The sequence below is a fragment of the Chitinophaga sp. OAE865 genome, from assembly GCF_040546735.1.
Taxonomy (GTDB): Bacteria; Bacteroidota; Bacteroidia; order Chitinophagales; family Chitinophagaceae; genus Chitinophaga; species Chitinophaga polysaccharea_A.
Genome location: NZ_JBEPOF010000001.1, coordinates 6,904,188 through 6,925,047, shown reverse-complemented (window position 1 = coordinate 6,925,047; position 20,860 = coordinate 6,904,188). Strand labels below are relative to the sequence as shown.

The following is a 20,860-nucleotide window of genomic DNA, read 5'->3' as shown; positions in this document are numbered from 1 at the left end:
TATCCCCTTAATCAATTATTGTGAATGATAAGTTACGCTGACCTTGATGATGCATCGCTATTGGAGTTGATGAAGAAGGATGATCAGGAAGCCTTTACCACTATTTATAATAAATACTGGTATCCGCTGATGCAGCATGTAATGAAAGCGGTGAGGATCTATTCGGAAGCAGAAGATATTGTCCAGGAAATATTTGTTTCAATCTGGAAAAACAGGGCCCGCCTGGAAATCCGGGCGGCCCTTAGTACCTACCTCTTTAACAGCGGCCGCTACATGGCCATCAGGAATATTGAAAAGAACCTAACCCGTTCCAATTACCTGCAACGGTTATCTGACCAGATAGACAACGGCGGGGTACCATCCCCTGAAACCCTCCTGCATATGCGTGAACTGGAAGAAAGAATAGAACAGGCTATTGAAAGCCTGCCGGGGAAAATGAAGGAGATCTTTAACTTAAGCCGGAAACAACAGTTGTCGTACCGCGAAATAGCAATACAGTTAGGCGTTAGCGAGGAAACTGTAAAAAAGCAGGTCAGTAATGCGCTCAACCGCCTGCGCATACAGGTAGGATATGCCCCTGCCGGGCTTGTCTTCCTGCTGTCTTTAATACCGCATATTCACAGCTGAAATTTTTTTTCCTTCCATCTACCACTATTCCTTCCCTCACGTCACTAACTTAAAAGGAAATGTATTGTCATGGACAAAAATGAGGCAGTAAAGTTGTTGAACAGGTACCTGGAAGACCGCTGTACACCGGAAGAACGGGAGCAGGTGGAGCAATGGTATACCGGTTTGCTGGAAGAATCCGGCTGGAGCATGGAAGGCGCCCGCAGGTTGGAAGCGCAGCAGGCTATGAAATTGCGGATCGACCGGCAGCTGGGCTTTACACAGTCCCGTCCTATTTGGCAACGCAGCTGGCTGCGTTATGCAGCAGTGCTTTTTTTCCTGGCAGGTGCATCTGCACTGTTCTTTTTAAGGAAACAACCTAAGCAGGAAACAGTACCGGTAGCGGAAATTATGCCCGGAAGCAATAAAGCAGTACTTACACTGGCCAATGGACAAACTATCCCACTGGACCAGGCCGCAGAAGAGAATATTGCCCAACAGGGCAGCAGCCGTATCAGTAAAAGGGCCGGGGGGCAGCTTGTATACCAGGCCGGAGGTACAGCCGGTAATGAATCTGTAGCGTATAATACCCTTACCACGCCAAGGGGAGGCCAGTACCGCCTGGTATTGCCCGATGGCTCTGAAGTATGGCTGAATGCAATGTCGTCTATAAAATTCCCCGCCACCTTTACCGGTAATGAAAGAAAGGTGAGTATTACGGGAGAAGTATATTTTGAAATAGCTGCCAATGAACGGCAACCTTTCCAGGTGGCTGTAGCCAACAGCAATACCCGCATAGATGTATTGGGCACCCATTTTAATATCAGCGCCTATACCGATGAACCGCTTATCCGGACCACCCTGCTGCAGGGAAAAGTGAGAGTGAGCAATGAGGGAGCTGTATTGCTGCAACCGGGGCAACAGGCGGTATCCGGCAGCGGGGCGGGTGAGCACCCTGTATCCCTTCTGAAAGATGCTGATACAGAAGCCGCGGTGGCCTGGATGAACGGCTATTTCCGGTTCAATCAGGCGGGTATAAAAACAGTGATGCAGCAAATTGCACGCTGGTATGATGTGAACGTGAGCTATGAAGGAAAGATACCAGAAAAGAAATTCAGCGGGGAAATTTCACGCGCTTCCAATTTATCTGAGGTGTTAAAAGGATTGTCTGTCAGCGGAATTAATTACAGAAGAGAAGGCAGAAATATTATTATCGTTCCATAAGTTTATTTTAAATCAACCATTATGAAACATTAGCCAACATGCAATGACCCTGCGGGGCATTGGAAGCGGCTGCCTGTTAAAAAACCGGAAGTGCGCGAACACTTCCGGTATATGAGTGGGTTTGCCAACAAAAAACGTGTGTGATTTTTATTTCTCTACCCAAACCAAAATTATGAAATTATTGCTTATACCGGTCAACCCCGGTATCGGGATCGTTTCCGGCTTTATCCCGGTTTGCCGTTCACGGCTTTTCAAAATTTTATGGCTTATGAACAAGATTGCCTTTTTAATGCTGATCGCCCTGCAGGTAGCTGCCGGCAGCTATGCACAGCAGGTGAGCCTTTCCCTCCATAAAGCGCCGTTTCAGCAATTATTCAGGGAAGTAAAAAAACAAACGGGGTATGTTTTCTTTTATGATGATGCCCTGCTGCAACGGGATGCCACCATTACCGTATCACTACATAATGTGTCGTTGAAAATGGCGCTGGACAGCTGTTTTAAGGATCAGCCCTTCACCTGGGAAATGGTGAATAAAAACATCTACCTGCGGCGTAAAACAACGGCAGGCCCGCTTCGTTTGCCTGCTGCTTTTACCTTACAGCCGGTAACCGGTACAGTGTTGGATAATACCGGCCAGCCGTTGCCGCAGGCTACAGTGAAGCTGCTGCCGCTGGGGAAGGGCGCCATTACAGACGAAACCGGCGGCTTTAGTTTTAAAGATATTCCCCCGGGGGCGTATATGCTGGAAATTACTTCCGTAGGATATGAACGCTTTACGCTGTCAGTGGAAGTAGGTAACAATGAAGCATTACAACTGGGTAACCTGCAGCTAAAACTGTCTGTAGCAAAGCTCATGGAAATAACCGTGGTGAATACGGGTTACCAGCGTCTTCCCCGCGAACGCGCTGCGGGGTCTTTCAGCGTTATTAACCAGGCGAGCCTCGATAAAAGAAGCAACTTTAATATACAAACTTATCTGCAGGGCCAGGTACCGGGGCTGCTGACCAATACAAACGGCAGCATGACCATCCGCGGTACAAGCACCCTGCATGCCGATGCCTCTCCACTTATTGTGATAGACGGCTTCCCGGTAGAGCGGGACCTGAACACCGTCAACCCCAACGATGTGGAAAGCATCACCGTATTGAAAGATGCATCAGCCGCTTCTATCTGGGGAGTAAGAGCCGCCAACGGCGTAATTGTGATACAAACAAAAAGGGGGGCCGCTTCCCGTAAATCTATCGATGTGAGCTTTAATTCTTCTGTGTCTATTGCAGCAAAGCCTGACCTGTCGAAGCTACCACTTGCATCTTCATCTTCCTTTATAGGTTTTGAAAAATATAAGGTAGATAATAAGCTTACTACTTTTTTCGGGAAGCCCCGTAATGCGCTCACTCCTGTTGCAGACGCTTATCTCAATAACCCCGCGAATGCAGATCACATCGCTGATTCACTGGGCCGGTATAATGCTTATGATGATTTCAACCGCTTGTTTATGCGCAATGCCCTGCGGCAGCAATACGGCATTTCTATAGGCACTAAGGGAGAGAAGAGCAGCTCCCGCGCTTCCTTTAATTACGATAACACACCTTCCTATATGAAAAGGACGGGTGATGAGCGCTTTTCGGCAGACCTCTTTCAAACCGCCGCCATCACAAAGCAATTGCACCTGGATATGGGCTTCAACTTCGTGATGATCAACAGCGCTGACAACGGTCTTGCGCTCAATGATATGTCGAAGTTGCTGCCCTACCAGCAATTGCTGGATGCCAACGGTAATTACCTGCCGCAGCCACGCACATTTTACCAGGCCGATAAAGACGCCCTTGTAGCAGCAGGCTATCCCTACAACTGGGATTATAACCTGGTACAGGAATTCCGTAACCAGGATAACCAGACACGTAGTCGTAACATCACGGCGATAGCAGGGATCACTTATCTTATTTCAAAGGGCTTTGCTTTTAATACTTCTTACCAGTATGAAAACTATGGGAGCACCAATACTGTTCTGCAGAATGAAGAGCTGTATGATGTGCGTAACCAGGTGAATTTTTCCACGATAATTAAAAACGGTATGCCTGTGAGCGGCCTCCCTAAAGGAAGTATTTATAGCCTGGCGGAATCAAAGCTGCAAACACATACGCTGCGGAGCCAGCTGAAATTTGACGGGGACCTGGGTAACCCGCTACATCAGCTCACAGCCATTGGCGGTCTGGAAATACGCGAAGTGAGCGGCAATACTTCCAGCCAGATGAAGTATGGTTACGATCCCGAAACGTTGCAGTTTGCCAACCTGGATTACATTAACGCCTATACGAATATCCTGGGCAGCAAAGTGTATATCCGCGATGCTTCCGTTTTTACAGATACGAGGAACCGCTTCGTTTCCATATACTCTAACGCGGGATATACGTTCAATGATAAATATTCGCTAAACGCGTCTGCAAGACTGGATAAAACCAACCTGTTCGGCTCCAGCGACAAGTACCGCAATGTATGGTTATGGTCGTCTGGTGTGAGCTGGCAGGCGCATAAGGAAGACTTTATGTATAACAGCCCGTTCAGTACGCTGATCGTCCGGGCTACCTACGGTATTAACGGTAACGTGGATCGCAGCACCAGCCCCTTCCTTATTGCCAAAGTGGCGAAAGACCCGCAAACCAACCTTAACTACGGCTACATTTCCAATCCGGCCAACCCTTTGCTGCGATGGGAGAAAACCACCGTTACAAATATTGGTATCGATTATGCATTAAAGAACAATCGCCTCAGGGGTAGTATTGAATACTACCACCGCTATAGTACTGATCTGCTGGGTGATGCCACTATCAATGGTACCTACGGTTTTAACAGCGCTTATGTGAACTATGCGAGTATGCGTAATAAAGGGCTGGATGCCACCATTTCAGCGCTTATCGTGAACCGTGCCGTAACATTTACCACCACGCTGAACTATAGCTACAACGCCAATAAAGTAGTAGCGGTGGATTTCCCTAACCAAACAGTAGGGGCTTATACCGCGGGGGTGGCACAGGCCGGCCTGCCGTTGCATTACCTGTATAGTTACCGCTGGGCAGGATTAAGTAACACCGGCGCTCCGCAGGTGTTTGACGAGAAAGGTAACGTAACAGGATATACGAAGGAAATGAATAATACCGTGGCCCTGGTGTACCAGGGAACCACCGTGCCACCGCATTACGGCGGGTTGTTCTTCGATGTAGGCTATAAGGGACTGATGCTCACCGCCGGGTTTATTTATAAAATGGGAAACCATTTCCGTGTGCCACAACTGCAGTACAGGACGCTGTTTGAGAACGTGGCCCAGGTACATAAAGACTGGGATGCCCGGTGGCAGAAACCTGGTGATGAGCTGCACACCAATATACCGGCTATGCCGGCCAGCCAGACGGGCCTGAATATATACGACAGCTATACGGCGAATGCAGATATTAACGTGGCTACGGCGTCGGCTATACGTTTTAACGAATTGCTGCTTAACTATACGCTGCCCAAACAGCTTGCTTCCGGCCTGCATGCCAGCCGGATCAACCTGGGGTTACAGGCCCGGAATCTTGGCGTATACCTCTTCAATAAACAGAAAATTGATCCGGAATATGCTACAGATCTGAGTACCGGTAATTATCTATTGGCGCCTCCTGCTGAGTTTACATTCAGCATCAAGGCTAACTTCTAAAAAATCAGACTGATGAGAAAGATATGCTATTTCCTGGTGTGTGGATGGCTCATGGCCACTGCAGTTTCCTGCAAGAAATATCTCGATATAAAACCTAAAGGGGCCTTTATTCCGGAGAAAACATCAGACTACCGGTTGTTGCTGGATGCAACGTCTGTCACTGAAAAGTCGAATGGCTTTTTTACTACCTATGGCATGGATGTTATGCTGGATGATGACATGTCCATCAATCCCTTTTCCTTAACTTATTACAATGCCAACGCATTGAGCGCCTTCCGTTTTGCGGAACATATCTACCTGGACTATGAATCGGATAAAGACTGGGAAGCGATGTACAACCAGGTTTATACCACTAACCTGGTTATTGCACAGGTAATGGATTCCAAAGGCGGTACTGATGCGCAGAAACGGCAGCTGATGGCGGAAGCAAAAGTGCATCGCGCCTATGCTTATTTTATCCTGGTGAACCTGTATGCCAAACAATATACCGCAGGTACCGCAGCGACCGATCCGGGTGTGCCTATACGAAAGGGACTTGATTTTGAAGAATTGTTACCACGGGCCAGTGTAGCCGAAGTCTATAATTTTATTTCGGAAGATCTGAACACCGCGATACCCGATTTGCCCGCTACGCCCGACGCAGCCGCCACCAACAGGCCGGTAAAGCCCACTGCATTTTCATTGCTGGCTAAAACAGCGCTGTTTAAAAATGATGCAGCCGCGGCATATGCCAATGCGGATTCATCGCTGAAGTATTATCATACATTGGTGGACTATAACACCCTACCACCAAATGCCGCTTACCCGGAGGTATTACAGTACCCCAATAATTTCCAGAACAAGGAAACACTGATGGAAAAAACAGGCCCTATGCTCAGCCCTGTTTGTTATGCTTCCGCTTCTTTGCTGGAGATGTATGATGCCGCCAGTGATTTGCGTTACGGCACTTATTTCTTTAATGATGCCGCTTTCGGGCTCAACTTTGGCCGCTTCAGTAACGAATGGGCAGGACGGCAACCTGCCAAAGGCCCGTCTGTACCCGAAACGTACCTGATCCGTGCAGAAAGCAGTGCCCGGCTGGGAAATGCGGGTAACGCCATGGCCGATGTCAACCTGTTGCGGAGCATGCGCTATAAAACAGGCATCAATTATACGCTCAGCGCCGGCAGCCCGGCGGAAGCGCTTACCATCGTAAAGGCGGAGCGCAGGAGGGAGATGGCTTTCCGTGGCAGCCGCTGGTTCGATATCCGCAGGTATAATGCCGTGGATAACGCCGGTATAACAGTAACGCATACACTCAGCGACGGCACTTTCGCGGTAGTGCCCAACAGTAACAGGAGCACATTGCCCATTGGTAGAAAATATATTGCATTAAACCCGGAAATCATACAAAACCCAAGATAACATGAACCACATACGCAACAAAAAGTACCAGCCCGTGATCCTTATCATGGTGCTGGCTACCTTCCTCTTTGCTTTTAAGTACGGGGGCAATTCGCCGGTGTTTGACCTTAAAGGAGAAATAAAAGAGGCGGAGGGATTGGAAATAAAACTGGTACGGGATCCATATGGCGACGCTGAGACCCTGGCTACAGATACGGTTCGTAACGGGCATTTTCACCTGCAATGCCAGGTAAAGGAAGTAATGAATATTTCGGTGGCTTACCGGCGTAACCGGGAAACATTTCACTATCCCGTGATCCTGGAAAAGGGAAAGGTAACTTTCCGTGTTACATCCACCGGTCTTTCACAGGTAACCGGCGCCCACTATAATAACTGGCTGCTGGGCTATCAAAGGGATACTGCTTACATCCGCGCCGATAAGGCCCTCTGGGAATCACGGCAACCCGGCGCTCCGAGGGGAGGAGAGGCGGAATGGGCATCTATACAGGTCTTTATGGAACGCTTTGATATCAGGAGCCGTTATCTGCAGCAGGTGCTCAACAACGGCAAAGACCAGACCGCAGCCGTGATCGCTGCTGTTTTGCTGGAGCTGGAACCCGACCGCGAAAAATCGATGGCCATTGTAAATGCTGCTGCCAGACGTTTGGGCGACAGCAGTTTTATAGTTCGCACCGCACGCCGGATGGACAAAGAGCAGGCGGCTGCTATTGCCCGCCGCCAGGGAAAAATGATCAACGAACCATTTATTGACTTTACAGCGCCGGCGGTAAACGGCGAAATGCTTCGTTTAGGCGACAGGGTGAAAGCAAGTAAATACACCTTGTTGCAGTTCTGGGCCTCGTGGTGTGTACCATGCCGGGCAGAAATACCAATGCTGAAGCAGCTTTATGCTGATTATCACGCCAAAGGCTTTGAGATCGTTTCGTTTTCGATGGATAACAGCCGTATTGCCTGGCAAAAGGCTTCCGCGAAGGAGAACATGAACTGGCCCAATGTATCGGATCTGCTGGCCGATAAAAGCCCTGTTATTAAAAGCTACCCGGTACTGGGTATTCCCGCCAATGTAATCATCGATCAGGAAGGAAAAATTATTTCCTCTAACCTGATAGGCAATGAACTGGACGAAAAAATAAAATCACTTTTCAGGTAAACATTGTATGAAGAGATTATTCCTGGCCATATGCTGCAGCATTGCTTTGCTGCACACAGCGGCACAAACGAGGGTGCAATTGGAGGCGCCTCCGGAGGCAGGCCATTCCGTGAAAATGACATATGCTCCAGCCGGTGCTTTGCTGGCAGGGGAGCAGCAGCTGAAAGCGGTATTGGCATGGTTTGACAAAGACCGGCAGCTTAGTGAAGAAACAGTTATGCTGCAACGGGATGGGCAACAATGGAGCGCTGCTATAACGGTGCCGGAGAGAGCGGTGTTACTGCAGGTGACACCGGCAGCCGGCAAAGAAACCGATGACAATAACGGCAAGGGGTATATGTTCCCGGTGTATGCAAATGGTAAACCCTTGCCATTTGCTTACTATCGAATGTCGGTGCTGGTATCCGGCGCCTCGTCATTGAAGAAAGATCCTGCGGGAGAGCTGATGTACCTGAAAAAAGAGATAGCTGTTAATCCCGTTGCGGAGCCGCAGTTGAGAGGCGTTTATTTCAATATGCTGGCCAACTCCCCTGAGCCGGAAGATAAAGCTCTGCTGCTGCATAAGCTGCTGGCCTGGAAAACGGACAATGAGGCAGAACTTACGCTGAACCAGCGTTACTTTCTGTTCCTTGGTGAAAAGCATGCGGCCGATTCACTGGCAACATTGTTACGCCATAGGTTCCCCACAGGGATATTTGTGCGGGAAGAATATATACTGGCCGTGAACCAGGAAAAAGATTTCGGAAGAAAAACAGCGCTGTTCAACCAGTTTATCAAACAGTTCCCCGAGCCTGCTGCTAAAGGGAAGCCGGATTACCAATATACACGGCTGTACCAGGAAATGGGGACGGCTGCCATTGAAAGCGGGAACGAGACGGCCGCTGAGAAGTATATTGCGCAATTGCAACAACGGAATGACAAAGTTGCTTTCTTCGCCCGGACCGCCCGGTATTATCTTTCACAGCAGCAACTGCAGGCGGCTGTGAAATGGGCGGAGCGTGGTGTACAGATCACGGATACCAGTTCTGTTTATGGCTGGGATGCTTACCTGGCACTGGCCTCTGCCAGGCTGGAACAGCAACAATATGATAAGGGGCTCCCACTGGCAGCTACCGCATACGCACATACGAAAAACAAAGAAGCTGCCATACTATACGTGAAACTGCTGGTGGCAGCCGGTAAGCCTGCCGTGGCGCAAGCGCTGATCGAAAACGCCGTTCAGCATGGAGAGGCCTCCGTAGAAATGAAAGCACAACTCAAAGAACTATACGAAAAAACGGGTAACATACTGCCTTACCAGCAATACTTGGCAGGTTTGATGCCACCGGCAGGTAATAAGGAAAAGCAATCGCTGAAGGAAAGTATGTTAAAAGAATCCGTGGGGGATATCAGCCTGCTGGATACCGGGGGCCAAACCGTACAGCTGTCGGATTTCAAAGGGAAGATCATAGTACTTGATTTCTGGGCTACCTGGTGTAAACCCTGTATACAGTCGTTTCCTGCTATGCAGCAGGTAATGCAGCAGCACCCGGAGGTGGTGTTCCTTTTCATTGCCACGTTTGAAACCGGCGATGCATTGCAGAAAGTAAAACAGTTCAGCCATGAAAAGCAATTTCCTTTCCGATACTTAATAGACGAACCCCTGAAAGGAGAAACCAATTTTAAAGCATTTACCCACTTCAGGGTGCCAAGTGTACCCTATAAAGTAGTACTTGATAAAAAGGGGAACATCCGTTTCCGTTCCGGTGGATTTGCCGGTAATGATGATGCCTTAATAACAGAATTAAATACCATGATCGGGTTGCTGGAAGAATAGATCCCGAACTACAGGATATTTGCATAGTTTTGCGGCTCATTATGCATTTATCTTTTTTCTTCGAAACAATTATCACATTGGCCGTTATTATCGCCATCGCCCTGCTGTGCGTGAAAAAGCGTAAGCTCACTCCCGGCGGTGGCGTAATGGCGGCCGTTGTGGGCCTGCTGGTGGTAGCCGGTACCGGCTATGGCGGGTTATTATTGCTTGGCGCCTTTTTTATAATGGGCGTAGCCGCCACCTCTCACAAAAAACAGCTGAAAATATTACCCGGGCAAACCCACCCGGAGCAACGGAGCGCCGGCCAGGTGTTTGCCAATGGAGGAGTAGCCGCCATCATGGCTTTGCTGGCATTAATAAATCCCGATATCGACGATATGTACCAGATGATGCTGGCGGCCAGCCTGGCTGCGGCAACCGCAGATACGTTGTCGTCAGAGCTGGGAATGGTATACGGCCGTAACTTCTACAATATCCTTACCTTTAAAAAAGAAGCCAAAGGATTGGACGGCGTGGTTAGCCTGGAAGGCACCCTGCTGGGTGCAGCGGGAGCGGGTATCCTGGCACTGCTTTACGGTATCTGTTTTGGTATGGACGAAAGCGTATGGTTTGTAGCCATTGCAGGTATTGCGGGCAACCTGGTGGATTCCCTGCTGGGTGCTACACTGGAGCGGAAACACATCATTGGCAATGATACAGTGAACTTTGGAAATACTTTGTTTGGCGCTATTACGGCCATGCTGTTGTACCTGTTGTAACAGGTAAGTGTCTTTTACCGGGCCGCACTTATAGGAAGGATTCCTGCGTAATTATAAAGTTAATTTCCCCCGGTAAAAAATTTACTAAACCTTTTACCGGTTTTATTGTTGTAATGGCTGTAAGGTACTCTTCAGGTTGCTATGAAGGTATCTTGCGTTGCTGTACGCAAAACAGATTGGTAGCTCATATTCTATGGAAGAAAGGCAAGTATAACTATTATTATCCTGAAAGATCTGATGAAAAGAATGCTGTCGGCCAAAAGCAGCATAGTGAACTTCGTCCCCATTTAATACCCCGAACGAAGATGGCGGTTTCAGGATGTCCGGACTGAAAAGACCTCAATAATGATATTACTTCTGCATACTGAAAGAATGTACAGCACTGTTAGCAGCACCCGGTTACCTGGGTCATTTTTTACTTACTGATATCTTAAAGGATTTCGTATGAGCATGAACATGACGTCAAAGTTAATGCTGTTGTTGATTTTTTCGGGGCTCCTGTATAAGCCGGTATTAACCCAGGCGCAGCAGAACTTACAGTTCAGCCAGTATGTTTTTAATATGCTGAGCGTGAACCCCGCCTATGCAGGTTACAAGGAAGACCTGTTTGCCAATGCCATTTACAGGAAACAATGGGTGAATTTCCCGGGTGGGCCTCGAACAGGTGGCGTATCTTTAGATGGCTCCCTGAACGCTTCCAGGGATAACCGGGTAGGACTGGGCCTGCAGGTAATGTACGATAAGCTTGGCCCGCAGGACGCTACCTCTATTTACGGGATGTACTCCTACCGTATACCGCTGAATGAAGACGGCGACAAACGTTTATGCCTGGGGGTGGGAGCGGGTGTTACCCAATACGCCATTGATGGCAATGCCCTTGTATACAACGACGACAACGATCCTACCATTCCTATGGGCAAGGCATCTACCTGGGTCCCTGATGCAAGGTTTGGCATCTATTACTTTACCCCTAAATTTTACGTGGGAGCCTCCGTAATGGACCTTTTTTCTCTTTACACGGATGCGTCCCGCTACTACTGGAAAGGATACCAGTATAAAACCATCCGTAAAACACAGCACCTCTATGTAAACGCCGGTATAATGTTCGACCTGTCTGAAACGGTAAAGTTCAAACCATCTATCCTGGTAAAAGAAGATTTTAAAGGACCTACCAATGTGGATCTTACCGCGTTGTTCCTTATTGCCGACCGGCTATGGGCGGGCGGCTCTTACCGCACCGGTGTGAAAATATGGAGCAAGCCGGCGCTGGATAAGGACCTTGAACAGCTGGACGCGGCCAGCATATTGGTACAGTTTAATATCACCAATCAATTCAGGTTAGGATACGCCTATGATCTTACAGTAAGCAAAATGTCGTCTTTCCAGAGCGGATCACATGAACTATCCATCGGTTATTTATTCCCCGGTAAAAAAGCCAGGGTGATCAGTCCGAGATACTTCTAAAACAGGCTATTCATTTAAACAGACGCTATGAAAAAATATGCTGGCATAATACTGCTTACTTTCTCCATACAGTTTTTACAGGCACAGGAACAATTATCGCTGGATAAGCAGGCGGCTGTTTATTACGATAAATACGACTATGCGAAAGCGGCATCCCTGTATGAAAGGATTGCCGCAAAGAAAAAGGATAAAACCAGCACCCTGGTGCTGGAGCGACTGGCCGATTCCTACCGGCATATAAATGAATATGAAACCGCCGCCGGCTGGTATGCCAAACTGCTTGCCCGTTCCGATGCCCCGGCGGATGCAAGGCTGTATTATGGTGATATGCTGAAAAGCGCCGGTAAATACGCCGAAGCAAAAGCCGCTTACACACAGTATGCACAAACAGGTAACCAGGAACGGGTGAAAAACCGCATTGCCGGATGCGACGCCGCACAGGAATGGATACAGGCGCCCACACCGGTGGCCATCCGCAATGTGGAAAGGCTCAACACTGTCGGGTCCGACTGGGGCGCCACCGGTTATCCCGGCGGCATTGTGTTTGTATCGGATTCATTGTACCGTAACCAGCTGCAGAATGGCAGCCATTTCAACAGGAATGTATACGGCCGTACCCGTACCGATTACCAGCGACTTTATATAGGCGATACAGCCAATTACGGGAATGTATATATCAATGATTTCTCGCCGGCGTTTAACCGGTCGAAATACCATGTGGGGCCGGCTGTTTTTGATAAAGATTACCGCACTGCGTATGTAACCATGACAAACGCCGACCGCCGTATTCCTGCCGTAAAGGAAAATAAGGTGAGGTATGGCTACCGCCGCCTGGAATTATTTTCCTCTGTCAAAGACGCAAACGGCAAATGGGGAGAACTGATCCCCTTTCCCTATAACAAACCTGATGAATATTCTGTAGGCCATGCCGCACTCAGTAACGATGGCAACACGCTTTATTTTGCAGCTGATATGCCCGGCGGACAAGGCGCTACGGATATCTGGTACAGCGAAAAGCAAGGGGATGGGAAATGGGGAGCGCCGGTCAACTGCGGGCCAGGCATCAATACACCTGAAGCAGAAGAATTTCCCACTATAGCGCCCGATGGCAGCCTGTACTTCTCCAGTAAAGGGTGGCCAGGCATGGGTGGTTTTGATATCTTCCATAGCTCAGGTAGTAAAGCACAGTGGAGCGCACCGGAAAATCTCCGTTACCCGACCAATTCCCCCGGCGATGATTTTTATTTTGTAGCCGAAGCTAACGGGAACACTTACTTTGCTTCCAACCGGACCGGCGGCAAAGGAAGTGATGATATCTATAGTATTACCACGCCTCCCATATATACGTATACGCCTAACCACGTATCTCCCGGCCTGGTGATCCCCTTCACAGGTACCGTTTGTGCGCCATTGGCCGAAGCGTGTATTTATATCTATAACAAACAACGGCAAATTGGCTGGTGCTTTATCGGGCAGCCCGGCCGTGAAATCACGCTCACGCTGGAAAAAGATACCGACTATGAGATCCGTATCCACTATCCCGGTGGCCGACGCATGGAAACCATTCCATTCACTACGCGTGGCATGAAGGAAGGGGAGATATTAAAGAAAGATATTTGTCCGGTACAGCAGTAATTATTTTACGGGAGATGTAAGTGCGGCAGGATTATTTCTTTGAAGCATTCCTGCGCGGGGCTATCTTTGAAAAATGAACCTGCTGATCAACAGTATCCTTCAACATGTATCGCTGAGCGAAGCGGATATGAAACGTATTCCCGGTTATTTTGAGCCTGTGCGTACCCGGCGCCGGCAGTTCCTGTTGCGGGAAGGCGATGTTTGCCGGCACGAGTTTTTTGTATTGAAAGGTTGTTGCCGTCAATACGAAAGAGACGCTGCCGGCAGGGAAAATGTATTACAGTTCAGTATAGAAGGCTGGTGGATCACTGATCTCGACAGCCTGCTTACCGGGGCTCCCTCCCTGTTTAATATCGACGTGCTGGAAGGGGGCGAGGTACTTCGTATCACCCGGCAGCAGCTGGAACAATTGTTTGACGATATACCCGCAGTGGAGCGTTATTACCGCATTATTTCCCAGCGTGGCTATGTCTCCCTGCAGCGCCGTATCCTGTCGCTGCAAAAGCCGGCCATAGAACGGTACCGCAGTTTTGTAAGCCGGTACCCTTTCCTGGAAACACGCCTGCCCCAGCACCAGGTGGCGGCGTACCTGGGTATTACCCCTGAATCATTGAGCCGTTTACGGCATAAGATCGCAAAGGAATCGTTATAACCACGATTTCTTATCATTTATCATTTTTCAGAGGTGGGGGAGTGCACAACTTTGCCCTAAAGTTTTTATATATGAGCACACATCCGGTATTGGCGCCGCTTACGCTGGCGCAGCAAACCATTAAGAACAGGGTTGTACTGGCGCCTATGAGTCGCGCCAGCGCTACATTGCAGGGTACTCCCACCGCGGCTATGCACGATTACTATGAACGCTTTGCTGCCGGTGGCTTTGGGATCATTATCACGGAGGGATTATATACAGATACAGTAGCCAGCCAGGCATATCCGCATCAGCCGGGATTGGCCACTCCCCAACAGGTGGCAGGCTGGCGGGAGCTGGCAGGGAAAATAAAGGCGCATGGCAGTTTATTTATTGCGCAACTGATGCATGCCGGCGCCTTATCACAGCATTTACAGCATACGCTGGCGCCTTCTGCAGTAGTACCATTGGGCCGTAAGCTGCGCTCCTATGGCGGTGGCGATGGCCCTTTCCCGGTGCCTGCCGCTATGACGCATGCTGATATTGCCACTGCGGTGAAAGGATATGCCGCGGCGGCTGTTAACGCGGTAGCTGCCGGTTTTCACGGGATAGAGGTACATGCCGCCAACGGGTACCTGCCCGATCAGTTTTTAACGGCATACACCAACCTGCGGCAGGATGAATACGGTGGATCGGTAGCCAACCGTTTCCGTATCATAGCCGAAATTATCACTGCCATCAGGCAGGTGGTGCCTCAGCAGTTTATTATCGGGCTGCGCTTGTCCGAAGGCAAAGTGAATAACTTCAGCTATCGCTGGCCGGATGGCGCCGTTACTGCTACTGCCCTGCTGGAAGAAGTGAAAAAGACGGCCCCGGATTATGTGCATATTTCAGGAGAAGGCAGCACCTGGGAAAAGCTGGGCGCCTATGCGCACGGGGAAACCCTTACGGGAATGGCTAAACGTATAGTTCAGGTGCCGGTAATTGCCAACGGCGGTATGGAGGAACTGGCCGTGGCCGGAAGGGCATTATCGGAAGGGCATGCTGATCTTATTTCCCTTGGAAAGGCGGCACTCGCCAACCCCGATTGGCCGGCACGTGTAGCCGCCGGAACGCCGTTCATTGCTTTTGAGCGCGCCATGGCAGAACCTTTTCCGCCGGTACAATGATAGGTTCTTTCGTGGAAAGGGGGAAATTCCGGGTGCATTAACAGGTGCTTTCCCGGTACATTGATCAGGTTGCCCGGGACCTGGTAAATTTCCCCGGCAGGGGGAAATTTTAACCGCAAAAAGAGGCGACGGCTTATTCGCCGTTGTTCAGCATTTCCATTTCGAGGAGCTTGCTGCCTCCGGCAAAGTCTGCAGCGGCATCCGGGCACAGTACCATGCCCAGTGAGTTCATCATCTTCTGGGCTACGAGATCTATATCTTCTGTAGTGGTAGCCAGAAATGGCGCCTGGCTTTTCAACCGCTGGATCAGGGCGTTTTTCTGGGCAACAGAAATATCTACCAGCTTATTAATTCTTTCTACAGCAGCTTTGTATAATTCGTCGTAATAAAAAAGCATGTTCATGTCAGCAGGTTATTTGTATGGCTCAAATGTAGCCCTTAGCTTATAATCCTGGCTATATGAAAATATTATGACCTATAATTAATAATTATAAATGGACCTGGCCATTTTGATGAAGCGTTTATTGAGATCGCTGGTTTCGCCTTTGCGCTGTATAAAATAAAAGCTGCGTTCTATCCGCAGTGTATCGAAGCTGAGGATGGTCAGTTCCCCGTGCTGCAGTTCTTTTGCAATAGAGCGTGTAGAGAGGAATCCTACACAGCCGGATTCCAGCAGGAAATTTTTCAGGGCTTCGGTTCCTCCCAGTCTTACTTTTATTTTGAGATCGTTCAGCCGGATCCTGCTTTTCTGAAGTCCTTTTTTGAGCGCTTCCAGTGTGCCGCTGCCACGTTCCCTGATGGCGACGGGCATTTGCAGGATATCTTTCAGCGGGTAGTTCTTTTTGCGGGCCAGGGGGTTATCATGACTGCACACGGCTACAATCCGGTCTTTCAGAAAAGGCTGGTAGGTGATATTGCTCAGTTGTCCTTTTTCTTCCGTAACGCCGATATTGATTTCTTTGTCGAGCAGCGCCTGCAATACTATTTCACTGTTCCGGTTGAGCAGGGAAATATCCACCAGGGGGTATTCCCGGTGAAAGGCAGACATCACTTTGGGTAATATATACAGTGCGGCGGTGGTGCTGGCGCCCAGGTTGAGCATGCCGGTAGCCTGTTGTTTGTCGTGGATCACCGAAATATCAAATTCCGTTTCCTGCTGAATATGGCGTACTGTAAGCAAGCGGTTGTACAGCAGCTGGCCTGCTTCGGTCAGTTCTATCTGTAATCCTTTTCTTTCAAACAGTTTGGTTTTATACTGTTCTTCCAGTCCTTTAATATGGGTGCTTACAGCGGGCTGGGAAATGAATAAGGCCTGGCTGGCTTTTGAAAAGCTTTTCTGGTGGGCTACTTCCATAAAGATCTGGTGACGGTTAGATAGCATGTGCGCAAATTTTATGGAGCATATAAGATCTCTCTCCGGCGGATAAAGCGGACTTTGTCTTTATAATCCGTTACTTTATTATTCATGATCTCAACTTTTTCTATCCAGTTGTGGTGGAGGTCGTAGGTAAATTCATACCGGTATACCGTTCTTTCCACCGTACCGGAGGTAGTGATCCTGTCGGATATTTTTGTTGTGAGATGCCCCTGTTCATTATACTGGCAGGTAGTGGTTTCCACGGCATTGTTATCGTCAAAACCGGTAGTGTCCTGGAATTTATATTCCTCCAGCAGTTGCTGGCGGGTATTGTATTTACACCTGGTGATTTCCTGCAATGCGCCGAAGGAGTAATAGCGGGTAATTTCTACCCGGCATCCATCGGTATCCGTATGGGTATTGGTTTCCCATTGCTCGTTGTATGGATCTTCCTCCGGCGGTATAGGGTCATTGTTTTCCATTTGTTGCAGTACATTGCCGGATTCATCGTACCGGGTATAATAGGTATCTTCCCCATAATACTCTGTACAATCTTTCAGCTCCCCGTTTTCGAAGTAACTGTTTTTATAGATAGGGCCTTTGGTGGCGGAGGTCAGTGTTTTTTCCAGCAGGTTGCCATTGTCGTCAAAAGTATACAAGAGGGTTTTATCCAGCTGATGGCTTGCGGTATAATCCTCCCATTTGAGCAGTAATCCTTTTTCATCAAAAAAGGAAAGCTCATACCCGTAGTATTTGCCATCGGGGTCTGTGGTAGCATATTTCATTTGCCTTACCGGCCCGGTGAGCTCAGTATCTGCCAATGTTTGTTTCATGGTACCTAAAGTTATTGGAAACAAAATAAACTTCCACTATCCAGGTACTTATTTCTGTGTGATATTTTTTTGAGCGGTTATTTTTCCGGGAGAAGACGGGATGTGATAGTCCCTGAAGATCCAGGCAGCCGGCACGGGGGCTGCCTGGCGGGAGGAGGGTTATTTATCAAAAGTCATATTTTCGAATTTGTCCAGTTTGGCCATGATTCCCCAGCCGTAAAAATCGTTGGCCAGGCCAATCAGCACTTCGTTGTTGCCGGCAACCAGCGGCAGCGCAAAGGATGCGTTTTCAACGGAACAACGGCCATCCGGTTGTTTTAGTATCGGGTAACCGTAGAGGTTTTTATCTGTATACAGCGGCTTATCGTTTACAAACACCCATACTTCATCACTAAATCCGAGTTGTACCTGCCGTGTTTGCGCCACGGTGGAACGGATATTTGTTTTCAGCCACACGATGCGCCGGGCGCGGTTTTCTGCGCTGCCAAACTTCCGGGTCACATTGACCAGTCCCCTTCTTTCGGCCCGGATGGTTTCCCAGGGAGCATCCTTACCTGGTATCCAGGCCTTGCTGAAATCTATTTTTTCAGGGGTGGTCATTGGCTGTGTGATTTGCCAGGTGCGCAGGTAGGAGGGATCATTGTTGGTGATATCGGTTCCTTCGCCGGGGGGCAGTCCTTCCGTTTGATCAGGCTTCACTACCACGTTTGCAATAATGGCCTGCCCGTCGAATGCGATGCCGCCATGCCAGGTATTGCCTTCCAGGTAAGGCACTTCCAGCGCCGGCTTCCCGGTATCATTCACATATACCCGCATCTGCCTGCCGGAAATGACCAGTTTCACATGGTTCCAGTCGTCCTTATTGATCCATGCGGCGGTTTGGTATTGTGGCAGCATATCCCACATGTTAATAGCATCCAGGGTGGGAGCATACTGCACGGCATCGCCTTTCCCTGATGAAGGGATACGGAAATAAAAGCACTCATTCTCTTTACTGCTGATGCGCCTGAAGTAGAACGAAGAGAACGGCGATGTGGCCAGCACATCGTATTCGATGGTACCGTTTGCGAAATCAAGTTGTTTCGACACAACGGTATCGCTCCTGTTGAGCAGCTTCATGGCCGGGACCGACTTATAGGTGATAAACTCCACGGTGCCTGGCTGGAACGACCAATGTTCGGCCTGGAGTGGTACCTTGATAACATCCTGGGGACCGTTTTTCTTTTTTTGTGCTGCTGCGCATAAAGGGAGCAACAGGAATAGGCACGCGGTGTGGGTTTTTGTCATGACGGTTGTTTTTTATTTTAAATGCTCCGGCAAATCTGAATAATAACTAATTTCAGGGCGAAACATCGGCGCATCAAGTATGTGCAAATCCGTGCAAGCTTCTAACAGATTACCTGGAAATGAATAATAGTTTTGAAATAAATTATATAAGAAAGTGCCTGGAGCTGGCAGAAGCCCGGTTAAACCGTGGTGACGGCAGCGAGTGGACCACCTATGATTTTGAAAAACTAAGTGAGGCGATAGAAGAAGCCACCGGGGTAATGCTGAGTGTTACTACCCTGAAACGGTTGTGGGGGAAGCTGAAATACACCAATATGCCGGCTACCACTACGTTGAATACGCTGGCGCAGTTTGCCGGGTATACCGACTGGCGGGAGTTTAAACGCCTTATAGTGCTGGCGCCGGGGGCTTCCCTGGCAACAGGGGATGCTACACCGGGGGAAGCCGGTGAGCAGAGGTCATTGCCAGGCGATGCGGAAGCAACGGCCAATACGGTGGCCGGGCCATTACCCGGTGATATTGCAGCGGGTAATGATGCTATGTTGGCTAATGATACGTTGCATATTGCCGCAGGTGCCGACGCTAATAATAAGGTGGCTGATACGTCATATATTGTAGCAGGTACCGAGGTCACATCGGCCAATACGTTGGCTGGTGCAACATCCGGTCATATTTCGGCAGGGATTACTACAAACGGCCACCAAACAACCGGTGCCGGCATTTCACCGATTGCAGCACCGCGAAAACACCGCAAATGGACGTACTGGCTGCTGGCCCTGTTACCGCTGGGCATCCTCGTATATGCTTTACTGTTATCCAATACCAAACCCGGGAAACCGCTTAACACCGCCGATTTTTCATTCAGCAGCAACAAAATAGTGAGAGAGGGAGTTCCCAATTCCGTTGTTTTCAACTACAACGCTGCTGCGGCAGGAAAAGATTCCGTTTTCATTTCGCAAAGCTGGGACATAAGAAGGAAGGTACCGGTACCTGCAAAAGAAAACACCTTTACCACTATATACTATACACCAGGTTATTTCAGGGCGAAATTAATAGTCAATAAACAAATTGTAAAAGAGCATGACCTGATGATAGGCTCCGGTGGATGGCTCGCATTGGTAGAGCAGCAATCCGGTACCCCATTGTATTTCCGGAAGAACGAAGTGATGAAAGGAAATGGTGTGGAAGTGGAGGAAGCGTTGTTATCACAATACCATCTGCCCCTGCAACCTGATCCACCGGCACTGCGTTTTTTTTATGTGCAATCGTTCGGCGACCTCCGGAATGATGACTTTACTTTTGAAACTACACTTAAGAGTGGTTTCCGGCAGGGCACTGCCGCCTGCCAGCGGGTGGAAGTGCTGATCCTGTGTAAAAATGATGTGATCTTTATCCCCTTGTGTGCGCCTGGCTGTGTAGGAGAGCTTTCCCTGTTTGCCGCAGGCACGACCATCGACAGCCGGAATACCGACCTTTCTAAATTTGGCGCCAACCTCGCACAGTGGGTAAAGCTGCGTGTGGTTACCCAAAACAGGCATATGCAGTTTTATGTGAATGACAGCTCCGCCGCTGAGCTGACCTTCTCCAATCCACCTTCCGATATTGTAGGCGTACAATACCGGTTTTCCGGCACCGGCGCCGTAAAGGATACCCGCTTTACGAAAAACGGCACCGTGATTGAACTGCAGCAATAACTGCTGGTGGTTTAATCCACGCAGTGCGGAGAAAGCAAGTATCGGCGTTATAAAACAGGCACCGGCTGTTACCTTTACGCCGCCTGCCACCGGCGCAGGGAACGACCGGGTGCTGGTAGTAGAAGCAGCACATTGAGG

At 49.1% G+C, this 20,860-nt stretch carries 17 protein-coding genes; 13 read left to right on the top strand and 4 right to left on the bottom strand.

Features of this window, described 5'->3' with window-relative positions:
* Positions 1-24 precede the first annotated feature (24 nt).
* The 11 genes from ABIE50_RS27685 to ABIE50_RS27635 all read left to right on the top strand — a co-directional run bounded on the left by ABIE50_RS27685 (position 25) and on the right by ABIE50_RS27635 (position 15,551).
* Positions 25-627, top strand: a complete 603-nt coding sequence (locus ABIE50_RS27685; RefSeq protein WP_209866276.1) for an RNA polymerase sigma factor — start codon at positions 25-27, stop codon at positions 625-627.
* 69 nt (positions 628-696) lie between these two features.
* Positions 697-1,830: a FecR family protein gene (locus ABIE50_RS27680; RefSeq protein WP_209866273.1), complete on the top strand. Its 1,134-nt coding sequence runs from the start codon at positions 697-699 to the stop codon at positions 1,828-1,830.
* A gap of 268 nt (positions 1,831-2,098) precedes the next feature.
* Positions 2,099-5,524 carry a SusC/RagA family TonB-linked outer membrane protein gene (locus ABIE50_RS27675; RefSeq protein WP_209866270.1) on the top strand — a complete coding sequence of 1,142 codons (3,426 nt, stop codon included), beginning with the start codon at positions 2,099-2,101 and terminating at the stop codon, positions 5,522-5,524.
* A gap of 12 nt (positions 5,525-5,536) precedes the next feature.
* A complete protein-coding gene (locus ABIE50_RS27670) occupies positions 5,537-6,928 on the top strand; it encodes a RagB/SusD family nutrient uptake outer membrane protein (RefSeq protein ID WP_209866265.1) in 1,392 nt (463 codons plus the stop codon).
* A 1-nt stretch (position 6,929) separates the two neighbouring features.
* A complete protein-coding gene (locus tag ABIE50_RS27665; protein WP_209866262.1) occupies positions 6,930-8,078 on the top strand; it encodes a redoxin domain-containing protein in 1,149 nt (382 codons plus the stop codon).
* A 7-nt stretch (positions 8,079-8,085) separates the two neighbouring features.
* Positions 8,086-9,894, top strand: coding sequence for a redoxin domain-containing protein (locus tag ABIE50_RS27660; RefSeq protein WP_209866259.1), 1,809 nt, complete (start codon positions 8,086-8,088; stop codon positions 9,892-9,894).
* A gap of 41 nt (positions 9,895-9,935) precedes the next feature.
* Entirely contained in the window at positions 9,936-10,652 is a 717-nt protein-coding gene (locus tag ABIE50_RS27655; RefSeq protein WP_209866256.1) for a DUF92 domain-containing protein, read from the top strand.
* Between the two features lie 444 nt (positions 10,653-11,096).
* Entirely contained in the window at positions 11,097-12,116 is a 1,020-nt protein-coding gene (locus tag ABIE50_RS27650) for a PorP/SprF family type IX secretion system membrane protein (RefSeq protein ID WP_209866253.1), read from the top strand.
* 27 nt (positions 12,117-12,143) lie between these two features.
* Positions 12,144-13,751: a tetratricopeptide repeat protein gene (locus ABIE50_RS27645; protein ID WP_209866250.1), complete on the top strand. Its 1,608-nt coding sequence runs from the start codon at positions 12,144-12,146 to the stop codon at positions 13,749-13,751.
* A gap of 73 nt (positions 13,752-13,824) precedes the next feature.
* Positions 13,825-14,403 (top strand): Crp/Fnr family transcriptional regulator, encoded by a 579-nt coding sequence (locus tag ABIE50_RS27640; RefSeq protein WP_209866247.1) that lies wholly within the window; start codon positions 13,825-13,827, stop codon positions 14,401-14,403.
* A gap of 71 nt (positions 14,404-14,474) precedes the next feature.
* A complete protein-coding gene (locus ABIE50_RS27635) occupies positions 14,475-15,551 on the top strand; it encodes an oxidoreductase (RefSeq protein WP_209866243.1) in 1,077 nt (358 codons plus the stop codon).
* 133 nt (positions 15,552-15,684) lie between these two features.
* Here ABIE50_RS27635 and ABIE50_RS27630 read toward each other — a convergent pair whose 3' ends face one another.
* The 4 genes from ABIE50_RS27630 to ABIE50_RS27615 form a co-directional block, all read right to left on the bottom strand.
* Complete coding sequence (locus ABIE50_RS27630) at positions 15,685-15,954, bottom strand: hypothetical protein (protein ID WP_142686602.1); 270 nt, start codon at positions 15,952-15,954, stop codon at positions 15,685-15,687.
* Positions 15,955-16,032: 78 nt separating this feature from the next.
* Positions 16,033-16,932: a LysR substrate-binding domain-containing protein gene (locus ABIE50_RS27625; RefSeq protein ID WP_209866238.1), complete on the bottom strand. Its 900-nt coding sequence runs from the start codon at positions 16,930-16,932 to the stop codon at positions 16,033-16,035.
* 11 nt (positions 16,933-16,943) lie between these two features.
* Entirely contained in the window at positions 16,944-17,741 is a 798-nt protein-coding gene (locus ABIE50_RS27620) for a hypothetical protein (protein WP_209866235.1), read from the bottom strand.
* Positions 17,742-17,900: 159 nt separating this feature from the next.
* Positions 17,901-19,028, bottom strand: a complete 1,128-nt coding sequence (locus ABIE50_RS27615; RefSeq protein WP_209866232.1) for a LamG-like jellyroll fold domain-containing protein — start codon at positions 19,026-19,028, stop codon at positions 17,901-17,903.
* 119 nt (positions 19,029-19,147) lie between these two features.
* Between ABIE50_RS27615 and ABIE50_RS27610 the strand changes: the two genes are divergently transcribed.
* The gene (locus ABIE50_RS27610) at positions 19,148-20,722 is read left to right on the top strand and encodes a hypothetical protein (RefSeq protein WP_209866230.1); all 1,575 of its coding nucleotides are present in this window, start codon (positions 19,148-19,150) and stop codon (positions 20,720-20,722) included.
* Entirely contained in the window at positions 20,706-20,858 is a 153-nt protein-coding gene (locus ABIE50_RS27605) for a putative collagen-binding domain-containing protein (RefSeq protein ID WP_209866228.1), read from the top strand. The genes ABIE50_RS27610 and ABIE50_RS27605 overlap by 17 nt, the downstream gene beginning before the upstream one ends.
* The last annotated feature ends 2 nt before the right edge of the window (positions 20,859-20,860 follow it).